Annotated in this window: 21 protein-coding genes; 6 read left to right on the top strand and 15 right to left on the bottom strand. The window is 69.3% G+C overall.

Annotated elements, in window-relative coordinates; genetic code table 11:
- Positions 1-19: 19 nt before the first annotated feature.
- Positions 20-754, top strand: a complete 735-nt coding sequence (locus ACZ5PB_RS27215) for a maleylpyruvate isomerase N-terminal domain-containing protein (protein WP_468694475.1) — start codon at positions 20-22, stop codon at positions 752-754.
- A gap of 13 nt (positions 755-767) precedes the next feature.
- Here the strand turns inward: ACZ5PB_RS27215 and ACZ5PB_RS27210 are convergent, their stop codons facing one another.
- Positions 768-1,202: an NUDIX hydrolase gene (locus ACZ5PB_RS27210; RefSeq protein WP_468694474.1), complete on the bottom strand. Its 435-nt coding sequence runs from the start codon at positions 1,200-1,202 to the stop codon at positions 768-770.
- Positions 1,203-1,367: 165 nt separating this feature from the next.
- Between ACZ5PB_RS27210 and ACZ5PB_RS27205 the strand changes: the two genes are divergently transcribed.
- Positions 1,368-1,688 carry a DUF6191 domain-containing protein gene (locus tag ACZ5PB_RS27205; RefSeq protein WP_468694472.1) on the top strand — a complete coding sequence of 107 codons (321 nt, stop codon included), beginning with the start codon at positions 1,368-1,370 and terminating at the stop codon, positions 1,686-1,688.
- A 4-nt stretch (positions 1,689-1,692) separates the two neighbouring features.
- On the opposite strand, the gene ACZ5PB_RS27200 is transcribed toward ACZ5PB_RS27205, so the two are convergent.
- Complete coding sequence (locus ACZ5PB_RS27200) at positions 1,693-2,583, bottom strand: MerR family transcriptional regulator (protein WP_468694470.1); 891 nt, start codon at positions 2,581-2,583, stop codon at positions 1,693-1,695.
- Between the two features lie 46 nt (positions 2,584-2,629).
- Entirely contained in the window at positions 2,630-3,532 is a 903-nt protein-coding gene (locus ACZ5PB_RS27195) for a DUF2268 domain-containing putative Zn-dependent protease (RefSeq protein ID WP_468694468.1), read from the bottom strand.
- A 189-nt stretch (positions 3,533-3,721) separates the two neighbouring features.
- On the opposite strand from ACZ5PB_RS27195, the gene ACZ5PB_RS27190 reads away from it, so the two are divergent.
- Complete coding sequence (locus tag ACZ5PB_RS27190) at positions 3,722-5,056, top strand: phytase (protein ID WP_468694467.1); 1,335 nt, start codon at positions 3,722-3,724, stop codon at positions 5,054-5,056.
- A 43-nt stretch (positions 5,057-5,099) separates the two neighbouring features.
- Here the strand turns inward: ACZ5PB_RS27190 and ACZ5PB_RS27185 are convergent, their stop codons facing one another.
- Positions 5,100-5,984, bottom strand: coding sequence for an SCO6745 family protein (locus ACZ5PB_RS27185; RefSeq protein WP_468694465.1), 885 nt, complete (start codon positions 5,982-5,984; stop codon positions 5,100-5,102).
- A 132-nt stretch (positions 5,985-6,116) separates the two neighbouring features.
- On the opposite strand from ACZ5PB_RS27185, the gene ACZ5PB_RS27180 reads away from it, so the two are divergent.
- Positions 6,117-6,668 (top strand): TetR/AcrR family transcriptional regulator, encoded by a 552-nt coding sequence (locus ACZ5PB_RS27180; protein WP_468694463.1) that lies wholly within the window; start codon positions 6,117-6,119, stop codon positions 6,666-6,668.
- A gap of 15 nt (positions 6,669-6,683) precedes the next feature.
- Here ACZ5PB_RS27180 and ACZ5PB_RS27175 read toward each other — a convergent pair whose 3' ends face one another.
- Positions 6,684-6,917, bottom strand: coding sequence for a hypothetical protein (locus ACZ5PB_RS27175; RefSeq protein ID WP_468694462.1), 234 nt, complete (start codon positions 6,915-6,917; stop codon positions 6,684-6,686).
- 115 nt (positions 6,918-7,032) lie between these two features.
- Here ACZ5PB_RS27175 and ACZ5PB_RS27170 point away from each other — a divergent pair, with 115 nt between their 5' ends.
- Positions 7,033-7,680 (top strand): dihydrofolate reductase family protein, encoded by a 648-nt coding sequence (locus ACZ5PB_RS27170; RefSeq protein WP_468694460.1) that lies wholly within the window; start codon positions 7,033-7,035, stop codon positions 7,678-7,680.
- Between the two features lie 20 nt (positions 7,681-7,700).
- On the opposite strand, the gene ACZ5PB_RS27165 is transcribed toward ACZ5PB_RS27170, so the two are convergent.
- Positions 7,701-8,147 carry a VOC family protein gene (locus ACZ5PB_RS27165; RefSeq protein WP_468694458.1) on the bottom strand — a complete coding sequence of 149 codons (447 nt, stop codon included), beginning with the start codon at positions 8,145-8,147 and terminating at the stop codon, positions 7,701-7,703.
- Between the two features lie 152 nt (positions 8,148-8,299).
- Here ACZ5PB_RS27165 and ACZ5PB_RS27160 point away from each other — a divergent pair, with 152 nt between their 5' ends.
- Positions 8,300-8,911 carry a TetR/AcrR family transcriptional regulator gene (locus ACZ5PB_RS27160; protein ID WP_468694456.1) on the top strand — a complete coding sequence of 204 codons (612 nt, stop codon included), beginning with the start codon at positions 8,300-8,302 and terminating at the stop codon, positions 8,909-8,911.
- Between the two features lie 243 nt (positions 8,912-9,154).
- On the opposite strand, the gene ACZ5PB_RS27155 is transcribed toward ACZ5PB_RS27160, so the two are convergent.
- From ACZ5PB_RS27155 to kdpB, 9 genes are all read right to left on the bottom strand, one after another.
- Positions 9,155-9,766, bottom strand: a complete 612-nt coding sequence (locus ACZ5PB_RS27155; protein WP_468694454.1) for a hypothetical protein — start codon at positions 9,764-9,766, stop codon at positions 9,155-9,157.
- The gene (locus ACZ5PB_RS27150) at positions 9,763-10,296 is read right to left on the bottom strand and encodes a hypothetical protein (protein WP_468694453.1); all 534 of its coding nucleotides are present in this window, start codon (positions 10,294-10,296) and stop codon (positions 9,763-9,765) included. Before ACZ5PB_RS27150 ends, ACZ5PB_RS27155 begins: the two co-directional genes overlap by 4 nt.
- Complete coding sequence (locus ACZ5PB_RS27145) at positions 10,293-11,087, bottom strand: hypothetical protein (protein WP_468694451.1); 795 nt, start codon at positions 11,085-11,087, stop codon at positions 10,293-10,295. The genes ACZ5PB_RS27150 and ACZ5PB_RS27145 overlap by 4 nt, the downstream gene beginning before the upstream one ends.
- 58 nt (positions 11,088-11,145) lie before the next feature.
- The gene (locus tag ACZ5PB_RS27140; protein WP_468694449.1) at positions 11,146-11,607 is read right to left on the bottom strand and encodes a hypothetical protein; all 462 of its coding nucleotides are present in this window, start codon (positions 11,605-11,607) and stop codon (positions 11,146-11,148) included.
- 82 nt (positions 11,608-11,689) lie between these two features.
- Complete coding sequence (locus ACZ5PB_RS27135) at positions 11,690-13,255, bottom strand: phenylacetate--CoA ligase family protein (protein ID WP_468694447.1); 1,566 nt, start codon at positions 13,253-13,255, stop codon at positions 11,690-11,692.
- Positions 13,252-14,724, bottom strand: a complete 1,473-nt coding sequence (locus ACZ5PB_RS27130; protein WP_468694446.1) for a pyridoxal phosphate-dependent decarboxylase family protein — start codon at positions 14,722-14,724, stop codon at positions 13,252-13,254. Before ACZ5PB_RS27130 ends, ACZ5PB_RS27135 begins: the two co-directional genes overlap by 4 nt.
- Positions 14,725-15,559: 835 nt before the next feature.
- Positions 15,560-16,276 carry a response regulator gene (locus ACZ5PB_RS27125; protein ID WP_468694444.1) on the bottom strand — a complete coding sequence of 239 codons (717 nt, stop codon included), beginning with the start codon at positions 16,274-16,276 and terminating at the stop codon, positions 15,560-15,562.
- 122 nt (positions 16,277-16,398) lie between these two features.
- Positions 16,399-17,103, bottom strand: coding sequence for a potassium-transporting ATPase subunit C (locus tag ACZ5PB_RS27120; RefSeq protein ID WP_468694443.1), 705 nt, complete (start codon positions 17,101-17,103; stop codon positions 16,399-16,401).
- A 24-nt stretch (positions 17,104-17,127) separates the two neighbouring features.
- Positions 17,128-19,287 (bottom strand): potassium-transporting ATPase subunit KdpB, encoded by a 2,160-nt coding sequence (gene kdpB, locus ACZ5PB_RS27115; protein ID WP_468694581.1) that lies wholly within the window; start codon positions 19,285-19,287, stop codon positions 17,128-17,130.
- Positions 19,288-19,343 lie beyond the last annotated feature (56 nt).

Genomic DNA, 19,343 nt, shown 5'->3' with positions numbered 1-19,343 from the left:
TGCCGTTACGCTGCCCCGCATGTCACATCCACCACACCCACTACAGCCCAGCAGCGGGCCCCTGCGTGGCGAGCACGTCCGTGAGGCCGTCGCGTACTGCGTGCGCACCCTCTCCGGAGTCCCGGCGGCCGCATGGGAGGGACGTGCCGGTGAGTTGGAGTGGTCGTGCCGGGAGACCCTGGAACACCTCGTGGACGACCTCGTCACGTATGCCCTGAGATTCGGTCTCGTACGGCCGATGAGCACACCACGGGTGCCGTTGCGCCTCACCCGTGACCGGGCCGACGGCCCGGCGAACGTCGTCTTCGGCGACCCGGCCGCAGGCCCCGAGGGGCTCCTGATCGCGGTGGAGGCGTGCGGCGGGCTGCTCGCCGCCGCTGTCGACACCGCCGACCCGGCGGCCCTGGCTCCCCACGTGTTCGGCGCCTCGGATCCGGCGGGGTTCGCGGCGATGGGGATCGTGGAGACCCTCGTCCACACGTACGACATCGCGCGGGGGCTCCGTCTCGGCCTCGACCGAGACCTCGGCCGAGACCGCGACCTCGACCTCGACCGGGGCCTCCAGCCTCCGCCGCACCTGCCCGCCCTCGCTCTGGACCGCCTGTTCCCGGACGTATCCCGTACCGAAGCCGCATGGCCGACACTCCTATGGGCCACCGGCCGCACGGAGAGCCCCGGTCGGCCCCGCCGGACGGACTGGCGCTGGTACGGAGCACCGCACGCCGCAGCGCGGGCCCACGGCACCGGCCGGTGAAACCGCGCGAGAGTCAGCCCTGGAGCGAGGCCAGGATCGACAAGCCGTCCGACGCTGCCGGGGACAGCGTCGATTCGTCCAGCCCCGCCACCGGCAGCCACGCGACCTCCGAGGTGGAGTCGTCCGTCTTGGTCACGGCAGGCGGGCCCGGCTTCAGCTCGACGGCGAAGAAGAGGCCCACCAGGTGGTGGCTCAGTCCGAGTCGGTGAGCCGTGTAGGAACGGGCGTCCACGAGGCGCGCGTCGAGGACCTCAAGACCGGTTTCCTCGTACACCTCACGCACGAGCGCCTCGCGCGGCTGCTCGCCCGGGTCGATGCCGCCGCCGGGCAGGTGCCACAGGCCGGGCGCGAAGACCGGCGAGGCTTCGGAGAGGCGGGTCAGCAGGAGCCGGTCCTCCGTGGTGGCGAGGGCGTACGCCGAGACTCGTGGTCGTATCCGGGGTTCCAAGTCGGCCTCCTGGCACGGGAGTTCACGGCCCGGTCGAGCCGTGCGGGGCGATCACTCTAGCGATCTTGTACCGGGCGCCGGACGGAGGGGACGCAACAGTCCAGGAACGTCACAGTCCTCGGACGCGGCGTACCGCTCCGGTTCGCGCCGAGGCACACTGGTGGCATGGAATTCGCCGTCTTCATGACCTTGCCGGGACTGGTCATCCTGCTGACGGTCCTCGCGCTCGTCGATCAGCTGCTGCTGCGCGCGGGGCGTTCGGGGGTGCTGCCCTGGCGGAACAGCGCGCGGCAGGGCCAGATCTCCGCCACCGGCTTCGAGCAGCTGCACGCCTCCTTCTCCCCCGGCAAGCAGAACGAGCTCAAGGAGCGCCAGTCCTCGCTCCTGCTGCGCGACGACGAGGAGGACGGCGCCCCGCCGAACCGGACCACGGTGGATCTGGACGGCGGCAAGGCGGTCGTACGGATGCCGGAGCCCGGGCGGTAGTCGTTCACTCCCAGGTCGCGGACTTGGGGTCGATGCCGTGGGCCTGCGCGTTCGCGAAGATCACGTCGCGCAGCCAGTGGGCCAGGCCGGGTTCGATCGTGTCGAAGTTCTCGGCGAAGCCCGGTTCGGTGACGTACATCCGCCCGATGCAGACATGCATGGACCGCGTGCAGTCGAAGTACTGCGAGATCGACGCGCGGTGCCGCTCCGCGAGGGCGTCCGCCTCGGCGGAGCCGGGGGTGACGCCGCGGCGTTTCGCGGCGGCGAGGTCGGCGTGCAGGGCCTCGGTCCCGGCGGCCGTCTCCTGCCAGTCCTCGCGGGTCTTCGCGGCGGCGCGCTCCGCGTACTGCGCCCACTGCGTGCTGTCGCCCCAGCGGGCCTCGGCCTCCTCCTCCCAGGCGGGCTGCCAGTCGGCGCCGAAGATCTCGACCTGTTCCTGCGGGGTCAGCCGCATACCGGGCTTCGACGCCGTCATCATGCGGTCGACGGCGGAGACCATGCCCTGGAGGCGGGAGATCCGGTCGACGAGCTGGGAACGCTGTCGGCGCAGGTGTTCGTGGGCGTCGACGTCGGGGGCGTCGAGGATCCGGACGATCTCGGCGAGCGGGAAGCCCAACTCCTTGTAGACCAGGGCACGGTGGAGCCTGGCGATGTCCTCGCCCGAGTACACCCGGTGCCCGGCCCAGGTGCGACCGCCGGGGCGCACGAGGCCGATGGAGTCCCAGTGGTGCAGGGTCTTCACGGTGACGCCGACGAGGGCGGCCGTACGCCCCACGGTGAGCCCGTCGGTGAGCTCTTCGGTGAGCCCGCCTGCGAGCCCGTCCGTGAGCCCCTCGGTGGCGTCGTCCTCCGGGCGGGGCGGTTCGGCTGCGTGGGCGTGGATGTCTCGGGACATCCGCCCAGTCTGACAGCCTCCCCCGCCCGCTCCCCCGCCCACTCCCTCACCCCTCTCCCCGGACCCCCGCGTTCCTCAGCACCACCTCCGCCTCCAGCGCCACACTCGCACCGGCGGTCATGCCCGAGGCCGCGACGTGTGCGTCCGCGATGCCCAGGCCGACCGCGTACCCCGCGAAGTCCGGGAGGCCGACCGGCTGTTGGCCCATCAGCTCGGCGGTGGCGTCGCCGTGGACGTACGCGGTGAGGTTCTGCATGCCGGACACGTCGATGCCGGACACGATCTTGGCGCGGGCCGCCTCCAGTTCCGGTGCGGGAAGCGCGGTCGTCCACGGCGCCATCGCGCCCTCCTCGCCCGTGAGGTCGCGTACGAACGCCTCCGCGAGGCCCTCGGCCACGATCATCTCGCCGACCGTGACGGCCATGGGGTTCCAGACGACGTTGGCGTAGCGCACGTTGTGGTGGAGCTCGTGGGCGGCGGCGTGGGCGATCCTCGCCAGGCTCCGTTCGGTGGGCCAGATCGCCAGGTGGATGGCGCCGGGGAAGCCGCCGAGGCCGAAGTAGCCGCCGCTGCGTACGGTCAGGTGGTGGTCGTCGGGGTTGCCCAGGACGAGGAGTACGTGCACCGTGTCGGGGGTCTTCGTGCCTGCCGGTGCCTCCGCGAGCAGCCGCTCCGCCGCCTCGGCGAGGGAGCTCTCGATCCGGTCCCACACCCCGGCGTCCCGCAGCTGCCGCACGGCGGCGGCCAGCCGTTCGTCGTCCTCGCCGTCGAGCGGGAACCCGCTGCCCTCCGTGTGCATCCGCACCGCGTCGATGCCGCCCGCGCCGACGGCGGCCATGGCTTCCTGGAGCGGGGCGAGCAGGTCCTTGAGGGCGTCGGTCCTTTCGGCGACCGGGAGTTGGAGGAGATCGAGCATGGCGGTGGCGGTGTCGTGCACAACTATCTTCATGACCTCGGACCGTAGGACCTCCGGTAAGGGGAGGTGCAAGCCGGGACGACCGGCGCCCGCGCCGACCGTGGGCGGGTGGCTGCCACGTGCCGTTCACCCGCCCGTACGCCCCCCTTCGCCGACCGCCCCTAACGTCTCGTCCCGCCGCATGTCCCACTCCCTCCCCTTCCTTCCCTCGCAAGGAGCACCGTGAGCGTCTCCGCCCTGTCCAGTGCACTGGCCGCCGCCGCCGTCCTCACCGTGACCGCCGCCCCGGCCGCCGCCCCTCCGCCGCCTCCGGTGTCCGTCACCGCCCGCGTCGAGACGCCCACGGTGTACGACGACGAGGCCGGCGGCAGTGCCGACGCCGACGACCCGGCCGTCTGGGTCGACCCGTCCGATCCGGGGCGCAGCATCGTCATCGGCACGCTGAAGGAAGCCGGCCTCGACGTCTACGGGCTGAACGGCCGGCGCCTCCAGCACCTGGCGGCCCCGAAGGCGCCGGGCCCGGATGCCGCGCCCGGCCGCTTCAACAACGTCGACATCGTCTACGGCTTCGAACTCGGCGGCCGCAAAACGGACTTGGCCCTGGTGAGCGACCGGGGCCGGGACCGCATCCGCGCCTACGCCATCGACCCGAAGGCCGTCGCGGCGGGCCGCCCGCCGCTCAAGGACGTGACGGCGGCCGGTGTCGCGCCCGTCTTCGCCGCCGACGAGACCCAGGTGGACGACCAGCGCACGGCGTACGGGCTGACCGCGTTCACCGACGACGGCCGCTCCTACGTCGTCGCCTCGCAGCGCGAGGAAACCCGGCTGCGCCTCCTGGAGCTGGAGGACCGGGACGGCCGCGTCGGCTACCGCGCCAAGGACTCCCTCAACCTCCCGGACTCCTTCACCCTCCCCGACGGTACGAAGTGGCGCCCCTGCGCCGACCCGGGCGAGCGCCCGCAGGTCGAGGGGATGGCCGTCGACCAGGAGGAGCAGGTGCTGTACGCGGCCCAGGAGGCCGTCGGCCTGTGGCGCGTACGGCTGGACGACGGGAAGTTCGCCAAGCCCCGACTGCTTGACCGGGTACGGGAGTACGGGACGCCGTGGACGTACGACACGGGCAAGGAGGAGTGCGTGCTCGACACGGCCAACGACCCCGGCTTCGGCGGCAAGCACCTGTCCGCCGACGCGGAGGGCGTCACCGTCTACCACGCGAAGGACGGCACGGGCTATGTGCTCGCCTCCAGCCAGGGCGACGACACCTTCGCCGTGTACCGGCGCGAGGGCGACAACGCCTACCTGGGCTCCTTCGCCCTCAAGGACGGTCCGGCCGCCGACGGCGTACAGCACTCCGACGGCGCCACCGTGGTCAACGTCCCGCTGGGCCGCTCCTTCCCCCAGGGCCTCCTGGTCACCCATGACGGCGAGGCGACCCCGGCGGACGGCGAGCGGGCGGGCACGAACTTCAAGCTGACGCGGTGGGACGAGGTGGCGCGCGCCTTCCCCGTACCGCTGACGGTCGACACGAAGTCGTTCAACCCGCGCGACACGGACTGACGCCGGCGACTGACGCCGGCGGGGGCCGGGGGGCCGGGCTCGCTCACTGGCTCTGGTGGTCGTAGGTCAGGCCAATGCCGAGGGTGCTCTGTGCCGGGAGGATCCCGGTGGCGACGATGTCGAGCACGGGCGCCATGAGCAGGTCGGCGAGCCGGGCCGTCTCCTCCGGGGTGAGTACGTCCCAGGGAGCGGCGGCCAGTTCGTCGGTGAGCTTCTCCACGGCGTTGCGGACGCGGACCCCCTCGGTCGTGGCTTTGCCGTCGGGCTCAAGCAGGCCCCGGGCGACGAGTCGTTCACGGGCCGCGCCCCACTCCTCGTCGGTCCACTGCCGGCTGGCGAAGACCTCTTCCGGCGCGGCTCCGACGGACGCGTGCGTGACCAGGGATTCGACGGGGCCCAGACCGTGGGCCTGGAGGGCGGCGAGATGGCCGTCGCCGCGGTGCTCGCGCAGGATCGTGGCCGCGTGCCACAGCACGAGGTGCGGGGCGTCGGGCCAGGGCAGGGCGGCGTTGGCGGCGGCCATGGGGCGCCCCGCGGTCTCGGCGGCGAGGGCGGCGCGGCGAGCGAGTTCGGCGGCCTCGCGCAGCTCCGGCGATACGGTCCGGTCGCCGAGCATCCTGCGCAGCGCGCGGTCCATCGCCCTGCTCCGCGCCTTGAGCACCTGCTCGGGCGCGGCGGTGTGCCAGGCGGGGGCCGCGTAACGCTCCGCCATGCGCGGGCTGAGGCTGTAGAAGAGGGAGTTGACCAGCCGGTGACCCACCGGGCCGAGCGGCGCGGCGCGGTAGGCGAAGTAGCGGGGCCAGCGCTCGTCGGTGGCGTAGCCGAGGGCGGCGGCCTCCTCGGTGGCCTCGGGGGCGTAGTAGAGCGTGGCGTGCACCGGCTCCAGGAGCTGCCACATCTGTCGGACGGTGCTCAGGCTGTGCGTCATGTCGCTTCCCTTGACTGTTGACCGTCACCAACTAACTTGACAGCGCCTAGATTGCTCCGGCTCCTCCATCTTGTCAATGCCTACTTGTCAATGCCTACTTGTCGGCGACTAGATATTGGATAGCCTGCTGTCATGGCCAGCACCGGAACCGGCACCAGCACCTACCACCACGGCGATCTCCGCCGCTCCCTCCTCTCCACCGCCGTGGAGGTCGTCCGCGACGACGGAGTGGCCGCGATCAGCCTCCGCGACCTCGCCCGCCGCGCCGAGGTCTCGCACGCCGCCCCCGCCCATCACTTCAAGGACAAGGCCGGACTCCTGACGGCCATCGCCACGGAGGGGTTCGACCTGCTGGCCATCGCCCTGGCGTCGGTGCCGGCCGACAGCCCGCACCGGTTGCGCGAAATGGGCGTGCGTTACGTGGAGTTCGCGCTCGGGCACCAGGGGTACTTCGAGGTGATGTTCCAGCCCCGGCTGCTGCACACCGACGCGCCGGAACTCATCGCCGCCAAGGAGCGCGCCTCCTCGGCCCTGCGCTCGGGCGTCGCCACCCGCCGCGCGGGCCTGGCCGCCTGGTCCCTGGCCCACGGCTTCGCCACCCTCCAGCTGAGCGGCAGCCTCCCGGCCCTGGACGACGACCCCGCCGACACCTTCCGCACCCTCGTCGGCCCGCAGTTCCCCTGAAACGCGTTTCCCGGATCAGGCGCCGCGCCTGGGTACGTACGCCGAGCACGTGCACGTACCGCTGGGGATGAACTCGCCGACCGGGAAGTCGTCGCCGCTGCACCCACCGGTACCACCCGCGTGGTCCTCGGCCTGGTGCTTGCACGTCCGGCACCATTCCTTGGGTGCGCCGATGAGGAACATCGGCAGGAGGGACACCAGGCCGATGCCTCCGAAGACGATGAGCAGGACGAGCAGATTCTTCGCCATGGCGCGCCAACTCCCTTGGTCCGGTAAATAGTTACCCACCAATCCGGTCCGTGGCGATGAGTTCTGCCGGTCCGGGGAGTCTCACTACCGTTGTCCACCGCATCAGGAGGAACACGTGACACAACTGTTGAAGGTCCAGAACTTCACCGTCTCCAGTGACGGGGTCGCCGCCGGGGAGGACCAGACCCTGGAGAACCCGTTCGGCGGGAACGTGCGGCCCCAGGAGTTGATGTACTGGGCCGGTGCCACGGCGAGCTGGCCCAACCGCACCGACCCCGGGGGCAGCCGAGGCCTCGACGACTACATGACCCGGGACTTCTCGCACAACATCGGTGCCGAGATCATGGGCCGCAACAAGTTCGGCCCGCAGCGCGGTCCGTGGCAGGACCACGAGTGGCAGGGCTGGTGGGGTGACGAGCCGCCGTTCCACACCCCGGTGTTCGTGATGACGCACCACGAGCGCCCTTCCTTCGCCCTGTCGGACACCACGTTCCACTTCGTCGGCGGCGAACCGGCCGAGGTCCTCGAACAGGCCAAGGCGGCGGCCCAGGGCAAGGACGTCCGGCTGGGCGGCGGGGTCAGCACGATCCGGGAGTTCCTCGATGCCGACCTCGTGGACACGCTGCACGTGGCGGTCGCGCCGGTGAAGATCGGGAGCGGGCTGCGGCTCTGGGAGTCGCCGGACGAGCTGCGCGACCGGTTCCACTGCGATGTCGTGCCCAGTTCGAGCGGTGTCACGCACTACTTGTTCTGGCGGAAGTAGCACCTGGCGGCCGACCCGCGCTAGAGCTGTGCGGCGTGGCCGTCCGCGTATTGGGCGGCGTATTCGCCGGTCGGCGGGACGGGTGTGATCACGTCGATCAGCACTCCGTCGGGTGCCGCGACGATGAAGTGGCGCTGGCCGAATTCCTCCGTACGCAGGGAGAGGAGTTCGGTCAGCCCGGCGCGGCCGACCAGCCTGTCGTGTTCGGCGTCGGCGTCGGCCACCTCGAAGTTCAGCAGGAGGCCGCCCCGGAGCGCGGTGCGGTGTCCTTCGGGGAGTGTCGGGTGGGTGTGGTCGAGCAGGGCGAGTTCGTACTGCGGGGCGTCCGGGCGGTGCAGGCTCACGTACCAGTCGGCCTCGAAGGTCACCTCGAAACCGAAGTGGCGGACGTAGAAGTCGCGCGCCGTGGCGACGTCCTGGGTGGCGATCACCGGGTAGAAGCCGCCGAGCTCGGCCGTCTTCGTCATGTCTTGCCCCTCCGTATGTTCCGTGGTTCCACGCACCGGGTTTCGCATACCCCAGGTACGTGAAGTTCGGGGTTAGCATACCCGGGGTACGTGAAATGGGAAGGCCGAATGAGTACGGGTGAGTAGGGGTGAGTACGAGTGGGTGAGTGCGGATGACCGTGACGAGGGCCGAACAGCGCGCGGCGACGCGTCGCGCACTGCTTGCGGAGGGGCGTCTGCGGTTCGCCGCCGACGGTTACCACGACGTGGTGCTCGCCGAGGTGGCAAAGGCGGCGGGGGTCACCAAGGGGGCCGCCTACCACCACTTCGAGAGCAAGGCCGGACTCTTCCGGGCCGTGGTCGCCGAAGTGCAGCGGGAGTTGGGCGAGCGGGTGGCCGGGGCCGCCGAGCAGCACACCGACCCGTGGGAGCAACTCCGGGCGGGCTGCCGGGCGTTCCTGGCCGCCGGTTCCGACCCTACGGTGCGGCGGATCGTGCTCGTCGACGCCCCGACCGTGCTGGGGTGGGACGAGTGGCGGGCCATGGACGAGGACTCGTCCGCCCGCCACCTGGCGGAGGCGCTCGACACCCTCGTATCGGCCGGGATCATCGAGGACCAGCCGGTGGAACCGCTGGCCCGCCTGCTGTCGGGCGCGATGAACGAGGCCGCGCTGTGGCTGGCCAGGTCGGCCCGTACGTCGCGTGAACTGGCCGACGCGGAGCGGGCGTTGGACCGGTTGCTCAGCGGATTGCGGGTGCCGGGCGGCGGCGGATCCGCACGGTAGCGACTGAGTCGGAATCCCGGTCCCTTCAGTCCCTCGGCCCCTCAGCCGACGAGCGGTCCCCCCAGGAGCAGCGGCGCGCAGCAGAAGAAGAACCACACGCTGGACCGCCGCCGCCGTCGGAACCCGGCGACCGCCCGGAGGCAGGCCCCCGGGCGGTCGGCTGACGCGTCACGTCGTACGGTGCACGTCATCAGGCACGCGTCATGCGGTACGCGTCATGCGGTACGCGTCATGCGGTACGCGTCAGAGCCCGATGATCCGGATCGACGGGTTCTCCTCCGTGTGGAGGTACACCTTCTCCCGCGAGTTCTCCTTCTCCAGTTCCAGCAGCAGCCGGTACCGGTGGACCCCGGGCTTGGCGGTGCTCAGGACGGTGCCCGCCCAGTAGTAGTAGACGGGTGTCAGCGGCGAGCGCATCTTGTCGGGCATGCCGTAGATCTTCAGCTCGGTGAAGATCTTGCGCTCTGCCACGTCCTCCTCGTCGCCCAGTTCGGTGTCGAGGAACACGATGTTGTTGATCTTCGGCATCGGCGGCCAGGTGCCGTCGAGGCGCTTCTCCATGTCGAGGGGGCGGATGATCCAGTTGATCACCTGGCCCTGCCTGACGACCGTTTCCAGGTGCTGGGTGCCCTGGCCGGTGCCGCCGACGCTGTTGTCCATCATGAACAGGGCGTCGTCGAGCGAGTTGTTCTCGACGGCCTTCTCCAGGTCGATCAGCGTGACGATGTTGAGCTGTACGGAGTTGAGCTGGCCGGCGTTCTGCTTCTGTTCCGCGGCGCTGGTCGTGGTGTGGCCGCTCTCGTCCCTGAGGTCGGGTGTGAGCGTGCTGCCTGAGGTACGGGCTCGGGGGGTCATCGCTTCTCCTTCCGGGCGGTCGCGGCGGCGCGCGCACCCACCAGGGACGGGGTCAGGGAACTGGTGACGGGCTCGGTCCTCGTACCCACTCGGAACTTCAACTCGTATTCGAGGTTCTCGACTTCATCGGTCTTGACGGTGCCGATCCAGTAGGCGACGTCGGTGCCGGGGTAGACCTTGCGGACCGGCTCGCAGATCGCCGGGTCGATCACGACGTCGTCGATGGTGACATACGCTTCGCACTCCAACGCCAGTACGTTCCAAAGGAGTTGGTCGCCGCGCTTGATCGAGGTGCGCAGCTGCTCGGTGCCGAAGCCGGTGGAGCCGCCCGCCAGGTTGGTGTCGTACAGGTAGAGGTGCCCCTGCGTGCTGCCGGACGCGAGGGCGCCCACGACGTCCACCACCGCGGTGATCGAGATCGGTCGCCGCACCCCGTTGTCACGCAGTATCGCCTTGCCGGCCATCCGTTCCTCCTTGTCCTTGGTACGTCGTCGGGTCGCCGGGACCTTCTCGGGGCCCGTGGCGGTCATCCGCGCGAGGTCGGGATCGGCAGCATGCCGAGTCCCGCCTTGGTGAAGGCGTTGCGCTTGGGCTCGGTGGTGATCCTGAGGGCGGAGTCGACGGTCAGGTTGACCGGCTCCCAGAGGGTCTCGCCCGCCTGCTGCACCAGCTTGTGGAGCTGGATGCGCATCGTGTACGCGTAGGTGCCGGGGCGCGAGCTGTCGACGGTGGCCGACCAGTACCAGCCGTCGGTGACCAGGTCCGGGGAGCCGTACTCCGCCGGGTACATGATCTTCTCGTCGACCGCCTCGCCGTAGATGTCGGTGATCACGGGAGCGGGGTAGCTGTGCGCGCCGGCGTCGTCGCTGACGACCTTGCCGGTCACGTCGATGACCTTCTGTCCGGACAGCCGCCCCTGGGTGCGGCGGGTGGTCTTGATCCGGGTGCCCGCGGTCCTGCGGATGCGGGCGAGTTCGGCGGCGGTCTCCTCGCTGGTGCCGGGATCGGAGGCGACCAACTGGTCCAGCTCGTCGAGGGCGGCCTCGTCGCTCTGCCTGGCCCGGTCGGCCTCGTAACCGCGCGGGACCGTCGGCGGGATCGAACCGAGGCTGTACGGGAGCCAGTTGAGCACCTGCTCGCTGGCCTGCGAGCCGTCGCTCCAGTACGAGCCGTTGATGGCGGTGACCAGTCCGTTGGTGCCCTGGCCGGCGGAGCCGTGGAGCTTCATGTTGTCGAAGAGGTAGGTGTGTTCCTGCAGCGATTTGGACTCCAGCGCATTGCCGACGTCCACGAGCACGATGATCGCTAACTGCTGGGGCATGGCTGTTCCTCCGGTCGGGACGGTGAACGGGTGCTGTGGGCGACGGGTGCTTTCCCGGCTACACGCACATCAGCGCCGGCGAGTCGATGTGCAGTGTGCTGAACTCGCCCTCGTACATCTGGAGTTCGAGGCGGTACTTGTGCGCGACGCCGGGCGGCAGCTGCGGCACGATGCCGCTCCACACGTCCAGGTCCAGCTTGTCGCTGTCGGCCTCGGGGACCTCGTCGGCGGACTGCGGTTCGGAGCGGTGGGCGGCCCCGTCGGGGTGGGCCTGGCCGTCCTGGCCCAGGAAGGTGATGCTCTTGATGTCCACCGGGGTCTGGAGGTCGAGCGCGAGGACGGTCCACTGCACGACCTGGCCGGGCCTGACGATGGTGACCAGCTCCGGGGTGCCCTGGGCCCTGCTCTGGTAGTCGCCGTTGTCGACCAGGGAGATGTTTCCGTTCAGCAGCGACCTGTCCGAGAGGGCGCCGATGACATCCACCACGGCGATGATGTTGACCTGATGCTTATTGCTCACTGTGACTCCATCCGTGCGTTGGGGGTCAGGAGTTGCGGGTCACGGGGTGCGGTTCACGGGCCGCGGATCACGGCGCGCGGGATCAGCCGCGGTCGCGTACCAGCGGCACCTTGCCGACCGCGGTCCGCTCGATCTCCGGCGCGTGCCGGGGCACGAACACCAGCTGGAACCGGTAGCCGGTCCTGTCGATCGAGGCGGCGTTGGCCTCGCCGTGGTTGAACAGCGACAGCGAGCTCGGCAGCGCCCCGAGGAACACCTCCCGCAGTCCGTAGGGGCCGAGCGCCGACTCCGTACGGAAGTTGGTGGAGATGACGTCGTCGACCGAGGCGTAGAGGGTGAGGGTCTTGGACTCGCGGTGGTTGGCGAACTGGAACTCGTGGGCGACCTCGTCGAGGTCGACCGCGCCCGCCGCCCTGAGCGCGTCGCGCAGGGCCTCGTAGGCGCGGGCGGCCGAGTACTGGCTGTCGTTGAGGTGCAGGACCTCACCGGTGCGGCCGGCGAACTCGAACTGCTGGGTCTTCAGGCCGGGTTCGTCGATCCGGGGCCGGCGGATCATCCGGTCGCCCAGCTTGAGCCGCAGCAGCGGTGCCTCGTGGGCGTGCAGCCGGGTGACGACGAGTTCGCCCTCCTCGCCCTCCTTCACCCAGCGGCCTTCCTCGTCCACGATCTCGACCAGGTGCAGACCGGGTACGGACGCCAAGTAGGGGCTGTCCGCGTCGAGTTGCAGACCGAGGGTCTCGGCCTGGGTGGCGGCGAAGTAGCTGAGGATGGACAGGTTCGGGTACATGGCGAGGAGCTCGGTCCGCTTGCGCTGCGGCAGTACTCCGCTGCCGTACAGCGCGACGCGGAAGCTCTCCTTGGCCTCCTGGGACATCCCGGCGCCGAGCTCGGCGAGGATCGCGATGCCCGCCGTGATGCCCATCAGCGCCTTGGGGCCCCGGTAGGAGAACATGTGCTCAAGGACGGGCGCGGTGACAGGGCCCGCCCCGATGTAGTTGACGCCGGGCACGCTCTGGAGCACCCCGCCGACCATGGTGCCGCTGCTCCACATCTGGTAGTCGGCGAGGGTGGTGAGCAGCCACTTGGGGTCGCTTCCGGTGAGGTAGCGGCCGAGCTGGTGGACGCCCATGAAGCGGCCGGCGATCTCGTACGTGTCCTGGAGTTCGCGCAGCGAGTAGACGACCTCCAGCGGGCTGCCGCCACTGGTGCCACCACTGGCGACGACCTCGAAGCCGCCCCGGCCGAGCGGCACGACCAGGCCGGGCCGCGCGCCCATCAGGAAGTCGCGCTGGACGTCCTTGTCGGAGAGCGGTATGTCCTGCCACTCCTCGTACGAGGCGGGGGCGTCGAGTATCCCGGCTCCGGCGAGCCGGTCGCGCCACAGCGGGTTGAGCTGCACGGTGTGGATCATCTGCTGGAGCCTGCGCAGCACCAGCGCGTCCTGGATCTCGTGCGACAACTCGCTGTACGTCGCCCCGCATGCGCGTTCGCATTCGCGCATCTTCTCTACGAAGGAGGGAAGGACCGCTACGGCGTCGATCGACTCGGGCCGCAATTCCTGCTCGGGAATCAGCCGCTCGGCCAGTTCCTGGGCCTTGCCGGGATTCCGGGTGTCGTGCGGGACGTGCGGGGCGTTCACTGTGCTCACTCTTGTGTCCCTTCGTCTTCCTGGTTGCCTTGCCCGTACTCGGCCATCAGCTCTTGTCCCGATTTCCGGACCTCGCGGAGCATCATGCGGAAGTTCTCCACGGTGATGCGGTGATTCATCATCACGACGCGGAGGGCTGCCACTCCGTCCACGTTCACTTTGGAGATGAAGAAGTTTCCCGCGAACTTCACCCGGTTCCGGATGTCCTCCTGGAGGCGGTGGACGTTTTCCGGGGCGAGCCCTTCGGGTGCGTACCGAAAGCACATGATGTTCGCTTCCGGACGGTGCACGGTCCGGAAATCGCTTTCTGTCGCGATGACCTCGTAGGCGTCCTGCGTCAACTGGCAGAGGTGCTCTATCTTTTCGGCGAAGAGCGCCCTGCCGTACATGGACCAGAGCACCCACAGCGGCATGATCATGGGGCGTTTTGTGCACTCGAAGTTCTTGTCGCCGCTGTCGAGTGCGGTGTAGATGTCCTGTTCCTCGTCGAACACATAACTTGCCTTCTGGCGGAATGCGCCCCGGCTGTGTTCCTTGTTCCGGTAGAAGAGCAGTGTGCACGGTGCGGGCACGAACATCATTTTGTGTGCGTCCCACGCCAGGGAATCCACTTTCTCGATTCCGTGCAGTTTCCGGCGGAGCCGTTCCGAGACGAGCAGGCTGGCGCCGTGCGCGCCGTCGACATGGAGCCAGATGTTCCGCTCGTGTGCGAGGTCGGCGAGTGCGTCGAGCGGGTCGAAGGCGCCGACCGAGGTGGTGCCGGCCGAGGCGACCAGGCAGAACACCTCCAGGCCGCGTGCCTCGGCCGCGTCCAGCACCGGACCGGCCTGTTCCGGGCAGATCTGCTGGTCGGCGTTGAGCGGCAGCCGGACGAGCTGGTCCTCGCCGATGCCCATCACGCCGGCCGCCCGCGAGACGCTGTAGTGCACGTCCGCGCCGACGGCCACCGCGGGCCTGCCGCGCCCTTCGAGTCCTGCGCCGCCCCGGGTCCAGTACTCGGGAAAGCGCTGGTTGCGGGCGGCGAGCAGGGCCGTCAGGTTGGCCAGCGAGCCGCCGGACGTGGTGACCATGTCGAAGCTGCCGCGCTCCCAGCCGATGAACCGGTTGAGCTCGTCGGCCATGATCCGCTCGGCCACGTTGGGCAGTTGACCGGCCTCGTAGAAGGAGGAGGGCTGGTTGACCACCGAGCTGACGAAGTCGACGACCCCGCCGAGCGGCACCACCCCGGAGAACTGCCGGCCCATGTAGCCGGGCGAGTGGACCGGGATGCCGGTCCTGACGTACAGGTCGACGATCGCGTTCAGTTTCTCCTCGTCGAAATCGGCGATACTGGTGGTCTCATCGGTCATCAGGGACCGTGCCGTTTCGGTGAGCCGCGCAGGGTCGACCAGTTCGAGTCCCTTGATCGCCTGGTCCGCGAGATGCTTTTCGAGTTTGGCGAGCACGGATTCCGAACTCTCCCGGAACACCTGTGCATCAAACGCGTCGAGCAGCAACTCCCCTTGCCCCCCGGCCAGTAATTCTCCCTGGCCCCCCGCGGGCTTCACCGACCTAGATTCCGTCACCGGGTCTCCTATGAGTCCTTCGGATATGTATCTGTCCGCACGTACGTCACTCATCACGGCATCGGGCAGCGCGCAGCGGGCCGGTGCCCGAGAAAAAAGGCACGGCATCCCGCAGCGTCCCGAAGGCATCCGTGTAACGGACGATGGATGAACAGCGGATAGACCCCCCTCCCCCAGCAATCCCCCCTGCGTTTTCACTTGCGCTTCCCCACACACTTCTGCGCACAGCCGGAGCCGAACTTGAGTGGCAGTCAGCTCTGCGTGCTGGGACCACGTTAGGGCTTTTCCATTCACCGACCAGCCGCCACGGAATGTATGTCCGAAACTCAGCAGATACCCGACATGGGGGCGCGAGACCGGACAACCACCGGCCGGCCACCCGGCAAACCACACCTGTCACACCCATCAATTGGCTGTCCACGCTTTCCGGACATCCGATTCATGCATCTGTTTCCGGATACCGGAACTCCGCAGGAAAGCGGCACGGTAAGAAGCGGCCATGTCGACTGGTATGGACCGGCGGCGCCGGTTTCCCGCCATCGATAGAAATGTCAACAACGAGTCTGCTGCTGGCAGTTGCCCGGCACTCATTCCAACGGAACGAATCTGCGTTCGATAAGCCGATCCAGCCAGACGCGCCCCCCGTGCGCCCCCACACCCGTCCCGCTAACCCGCAGACACCTCAACCGCGGGCCGGGCAGGCCGGCGCGCGGGCTCACGGGCTCACGGGCTCACGGGCTTACGGCTCGAAGCGGTACCCCATACCCGGCTGGGTGATGAAGTGCCTCGGCCGGGACGGGTCCGCCTCCAGCTTCCTGCGCAACTGGGCCATGTACACCCGCAGGTAGTTGGTCTTGCCGCTGTGCCGGGGCCCCCAGACCTCGTGGAGCAGCCTGCGCTGGCTGATGAGCCGGCCGGGCTCGCGTACCAGGATCTCCAGCAGGTGCCACTCGGTCGGCGTCAGCCGTAGCTCCGTGCCCTCGCGGCTGATCCGTTTGGCGAACAGGTCGACGGTGAAGGTGGCGGTGGTCACCACCAGCCGGTCGGCCGGTGGGGCGGCGCCGGGCGGAGGCTCGCCCGAGGAGGACCCGGCTGCCGGTCCGCGCCGGGTCGAGGCCCGCAGCCGGGCCAGCAGTTCGCCCATGCTGAACGGTTTCGTCAGGTAGTCGTCGGCCCCCGCGTCCAGCGCCCGGATCTTTTCCTCGGCCGCCTGCCTGGCGGAGAGCACCACGATCGGGACCCTGCTCCAGCCGCGCAGCGCCCTGATGACGTCCACGCCGTCCATGTCGGGCAGTCCCAGGTCGAGCAGGATCACCTCGGGTGCCCCAACCGCCGCCAGCCGCAGGGCGGTTGCTCCGTCGGGGGCGGCGTCCACCACGTACTCACGGGCCCGCAGGCCGATCTCCAGGAACCGTGCGAGCTGTGGATCGTCCTCCACCAACAGAACCCGGCTCATCGGCGCGCTGCCTTCCTCTTCGTGCGACTTCGTCATCTGGTTCCGAAATGCCCGTGGGCGGGCCCGGCAGTCGTCTGCTGCCGGGCCCGCCCACGGTGTCCTGTCCTCGTCCGGTAAGTGCATCAGCCCGCGGACTTCGCCTTCACGAGTTCCGTGAGCGCGACGTTCAGCTCCAGTACGTTCACCCGCGGCTCGCCCACGAAGCCGAGGATCCGGCCGTCCGTGTGCTGCTTGACCAGGCGCTCGACCGCCGCGACGGCCAGCTTGTTCTTCTCCGCGACGCGGTGCGTCTGGATTTGTGCGTACTGCGGGGAGATGTGCGGGTCGAGGCCCGAGGCGGACGAGGTGACGGCCTCGGCCGGGATGTCGGCGGGGCTGACCTTGTACGTCGCCGTGGCGTTGTCCGCGACGACCGCGGCCTTGGCGTCGGTGACCGCCTTGATCAGGTCCTCGTTGTCACCGGACTTGTTGGTGGCGCCGGACAGCAGCAGCGAGTACTGGGTGTTCACGCTGTTGCTGCCGAGGCCGGCCGAGGGGCGCGGCTGGAACCACTTGAGGTCCGGGACCGCCGCCTCCTCCGGGTCGTCCGGGTTCTTCTTGGGGAGGTTGAAGCTCTGGCCGATCAGCGAGGAGCCGACGACCTTGCCGTCCGCGTCCTTGATCTCGGAACCGTTGGCCTTGTCGGGGAAGACCGCCTGGGCGACACCGGTGATGGCGAGCGGGTAGATCACCCCGCACAGGACCGTCAGGACGATGAGCGCGCGCAGGCCGGCGCCGATCAACCGGGCGTTGCGTCCCAGGGAGTTGCTGCCAAGGGAGTTGTTCATGACGTGATCAACACGCTTTCTGAGTTAGCCCAGCCCGGGGATGAGGGAGATGAGCATGTCGATGATCTTGATGCCGATGAACGGGGCGATCAGTCCGCCGAGCCCGTAGATCCCGAGGTTGCGGCGGAGCATCTTGTCCGCGCTGGTCGGCCGGTAGCGGACGCCCTTCAGGGCGAGCGGTACGAGGGCGATGATGATCAGCGCGTTGAAGATGACGGCCGACAGGATCGCGGATTCCGGCGAGGCCAGGCCCATGATGTTGAGCTTGTCGAGCGACGGGTAGGCCACCGCGAACATCGCGGGGATGATCGCGAAGTACTTCGCGACGTCGTTCGCGATCGAGAAGGTCGTCAACGCGCCACGGGTGATGAGGAGTTGCTTGCCGATCTCGACAATCTCGATGAGCTTGGTCGGGTTGGAGTCCAGGTCCACCATGTTCCCGGCCTCCTTGGCGGCCGAGGTGCCGGTGTTCATGGCCACGCCGACGTCCGCCTGGGCGAGCGCGGGCGCGTCGTTCGTACCGTCGCCGGTCATCGCGACCAGCTTGCCGCCGGCCTGCTCGCGCTTGATCAGCGCCATCTTGTCCTCGGGCGTCGCCTCCGCGAGGAAGTCGTCGACGCCCGCCTCTTCGGCGATGGCCTTGGCGGTCAGCGGGTTGTCGCCCGTGATCATGACGGTCTTGATGCCCATGCGGCGCAGCTCGTCGAACCGCTCGCGCATGCCCTCCTTGACGACGTCCTTGAGGTGGATGACGCCGAGCACCCGTGCGCCGTGCTCCGCGTCCTCGCGGGCGACCAGCAGCGGGGTACCGCCCGCCTGGGAGATCAGGTCGGTGAGCACCTGTGCGTCGGGGGCGACGACGCCGCCGCGCTCCTTGACCCACGCCACCACCGAGCCGGTCGCGCCCTTGCGGACCTTGTGCCCGTCCACGTCCACGCCCGACATCCGGGTCTGTGCGGTGAACTCCACCCAGTGGGCGCCCACCAGTTCGCCCTGGTGGCGTTCCCGCAGCCCGTACTTCTCCTTCGCCAGTACGACGACGGAACGGCCTTCGGGGGTCTCGTCCGCGAGGGACGACAGCTGGGCGGCGTCGGCGAGTTCGGCCTCGGTCGTGCCCTTGACCGGGAGGAATTCGGCGGCCTGCCGGTTGCCGAGGGTGATGGTGCCGGTCTTGTCGAGCAGCAGAGTCGAGACGTCACCGGCGGCTTCCACCGCACGTCCCGACATGGCCAGTACGTTGCGCTGGACGAGGCGGTCCATGCCCGCGATGCCGATCGCGGAGAGCAGGGCGCCGATGGTGGTCGGGATGAGGCAGACCAGGAGCGCGGTGAGCACGATCATCGAGGTCTGCCGGTCGGCGCCCGCGTAGATCGCGAAGGGCTTGAGGGTGACGACGGCGAGCAGGAAGACGATGGTCAGCGAGGCGAGCAGGATGTTCAGCGCGATCTCGTTGGGCGTCTTCTGCCGGGCGGCGCCCTCGACCAGGTTGATCATGCGGTCGATGAAGGTCTCGCCGGGCTTCGTCGTGATCTTGATGACGATGCGGTCGGACAGCACCTTCGTACCGCCGGTGACGGCGCTCCGGTCGCCGCCGGACTCGCGGATCACCGGCGCGGACTCGCCGGTGATGGCGGACTCGTCGACGGATGCCACACCTTCGACGACGTCGCCGTCGCCCGGGACGATGTCCCCGGCCTCGCAGACGACCAGGTCGCCGATGCGCAGGTCGGTGCCGGGCACCCGCTCCTCGTTCGTACCGATGCTGTTCTTTCCCACCACACGGCGGGCGACGGTGTCGGTCTTGGCCTTGCGCAGGGTGTCGGCCTGCGCCTTGCCCCGGCCCTCGGCGACGGCCTCGGCCAGGTTGGCGAAGATCGTCGTCAGCCACAGCCAGGCGGTGATCGCCCAGCCGAACCCGTCGCCCGGGTTCATGATCGCGAGGACGGTGGTGACCACCGACCCCACCAGCACCACGAACATCACGGGGGACTTGACCATCACCCGGGGGTGCAGCTTGCGGATCGCGTCCGGCAGCGACTTGAGCAGCTGCCCCGGGTCGAACAGCCCCGCGCCCACCTTGCCCCGCTCGGCGTGCTGCCCGGGGGGAAGGTCGCTGTGCGGTGCGAGGGCCGGGTCGGCGGCCGAGCTCGAAGAGGACGTGGAACTGGAGGTGGAGGTGGGCATAGCGGCGCCGGACTCCTCTTGCTTCTTCTGCGAGTACTTCGTTTCCGAGTACTTCG

The organism is Streptomyces sp. NPDC032721, from assembly GCF_055579625.1.
Note: the sequence above shows the minus strand (reverse complement) of the source record. Positions and strands in the feature narration are given on the sequence as shown.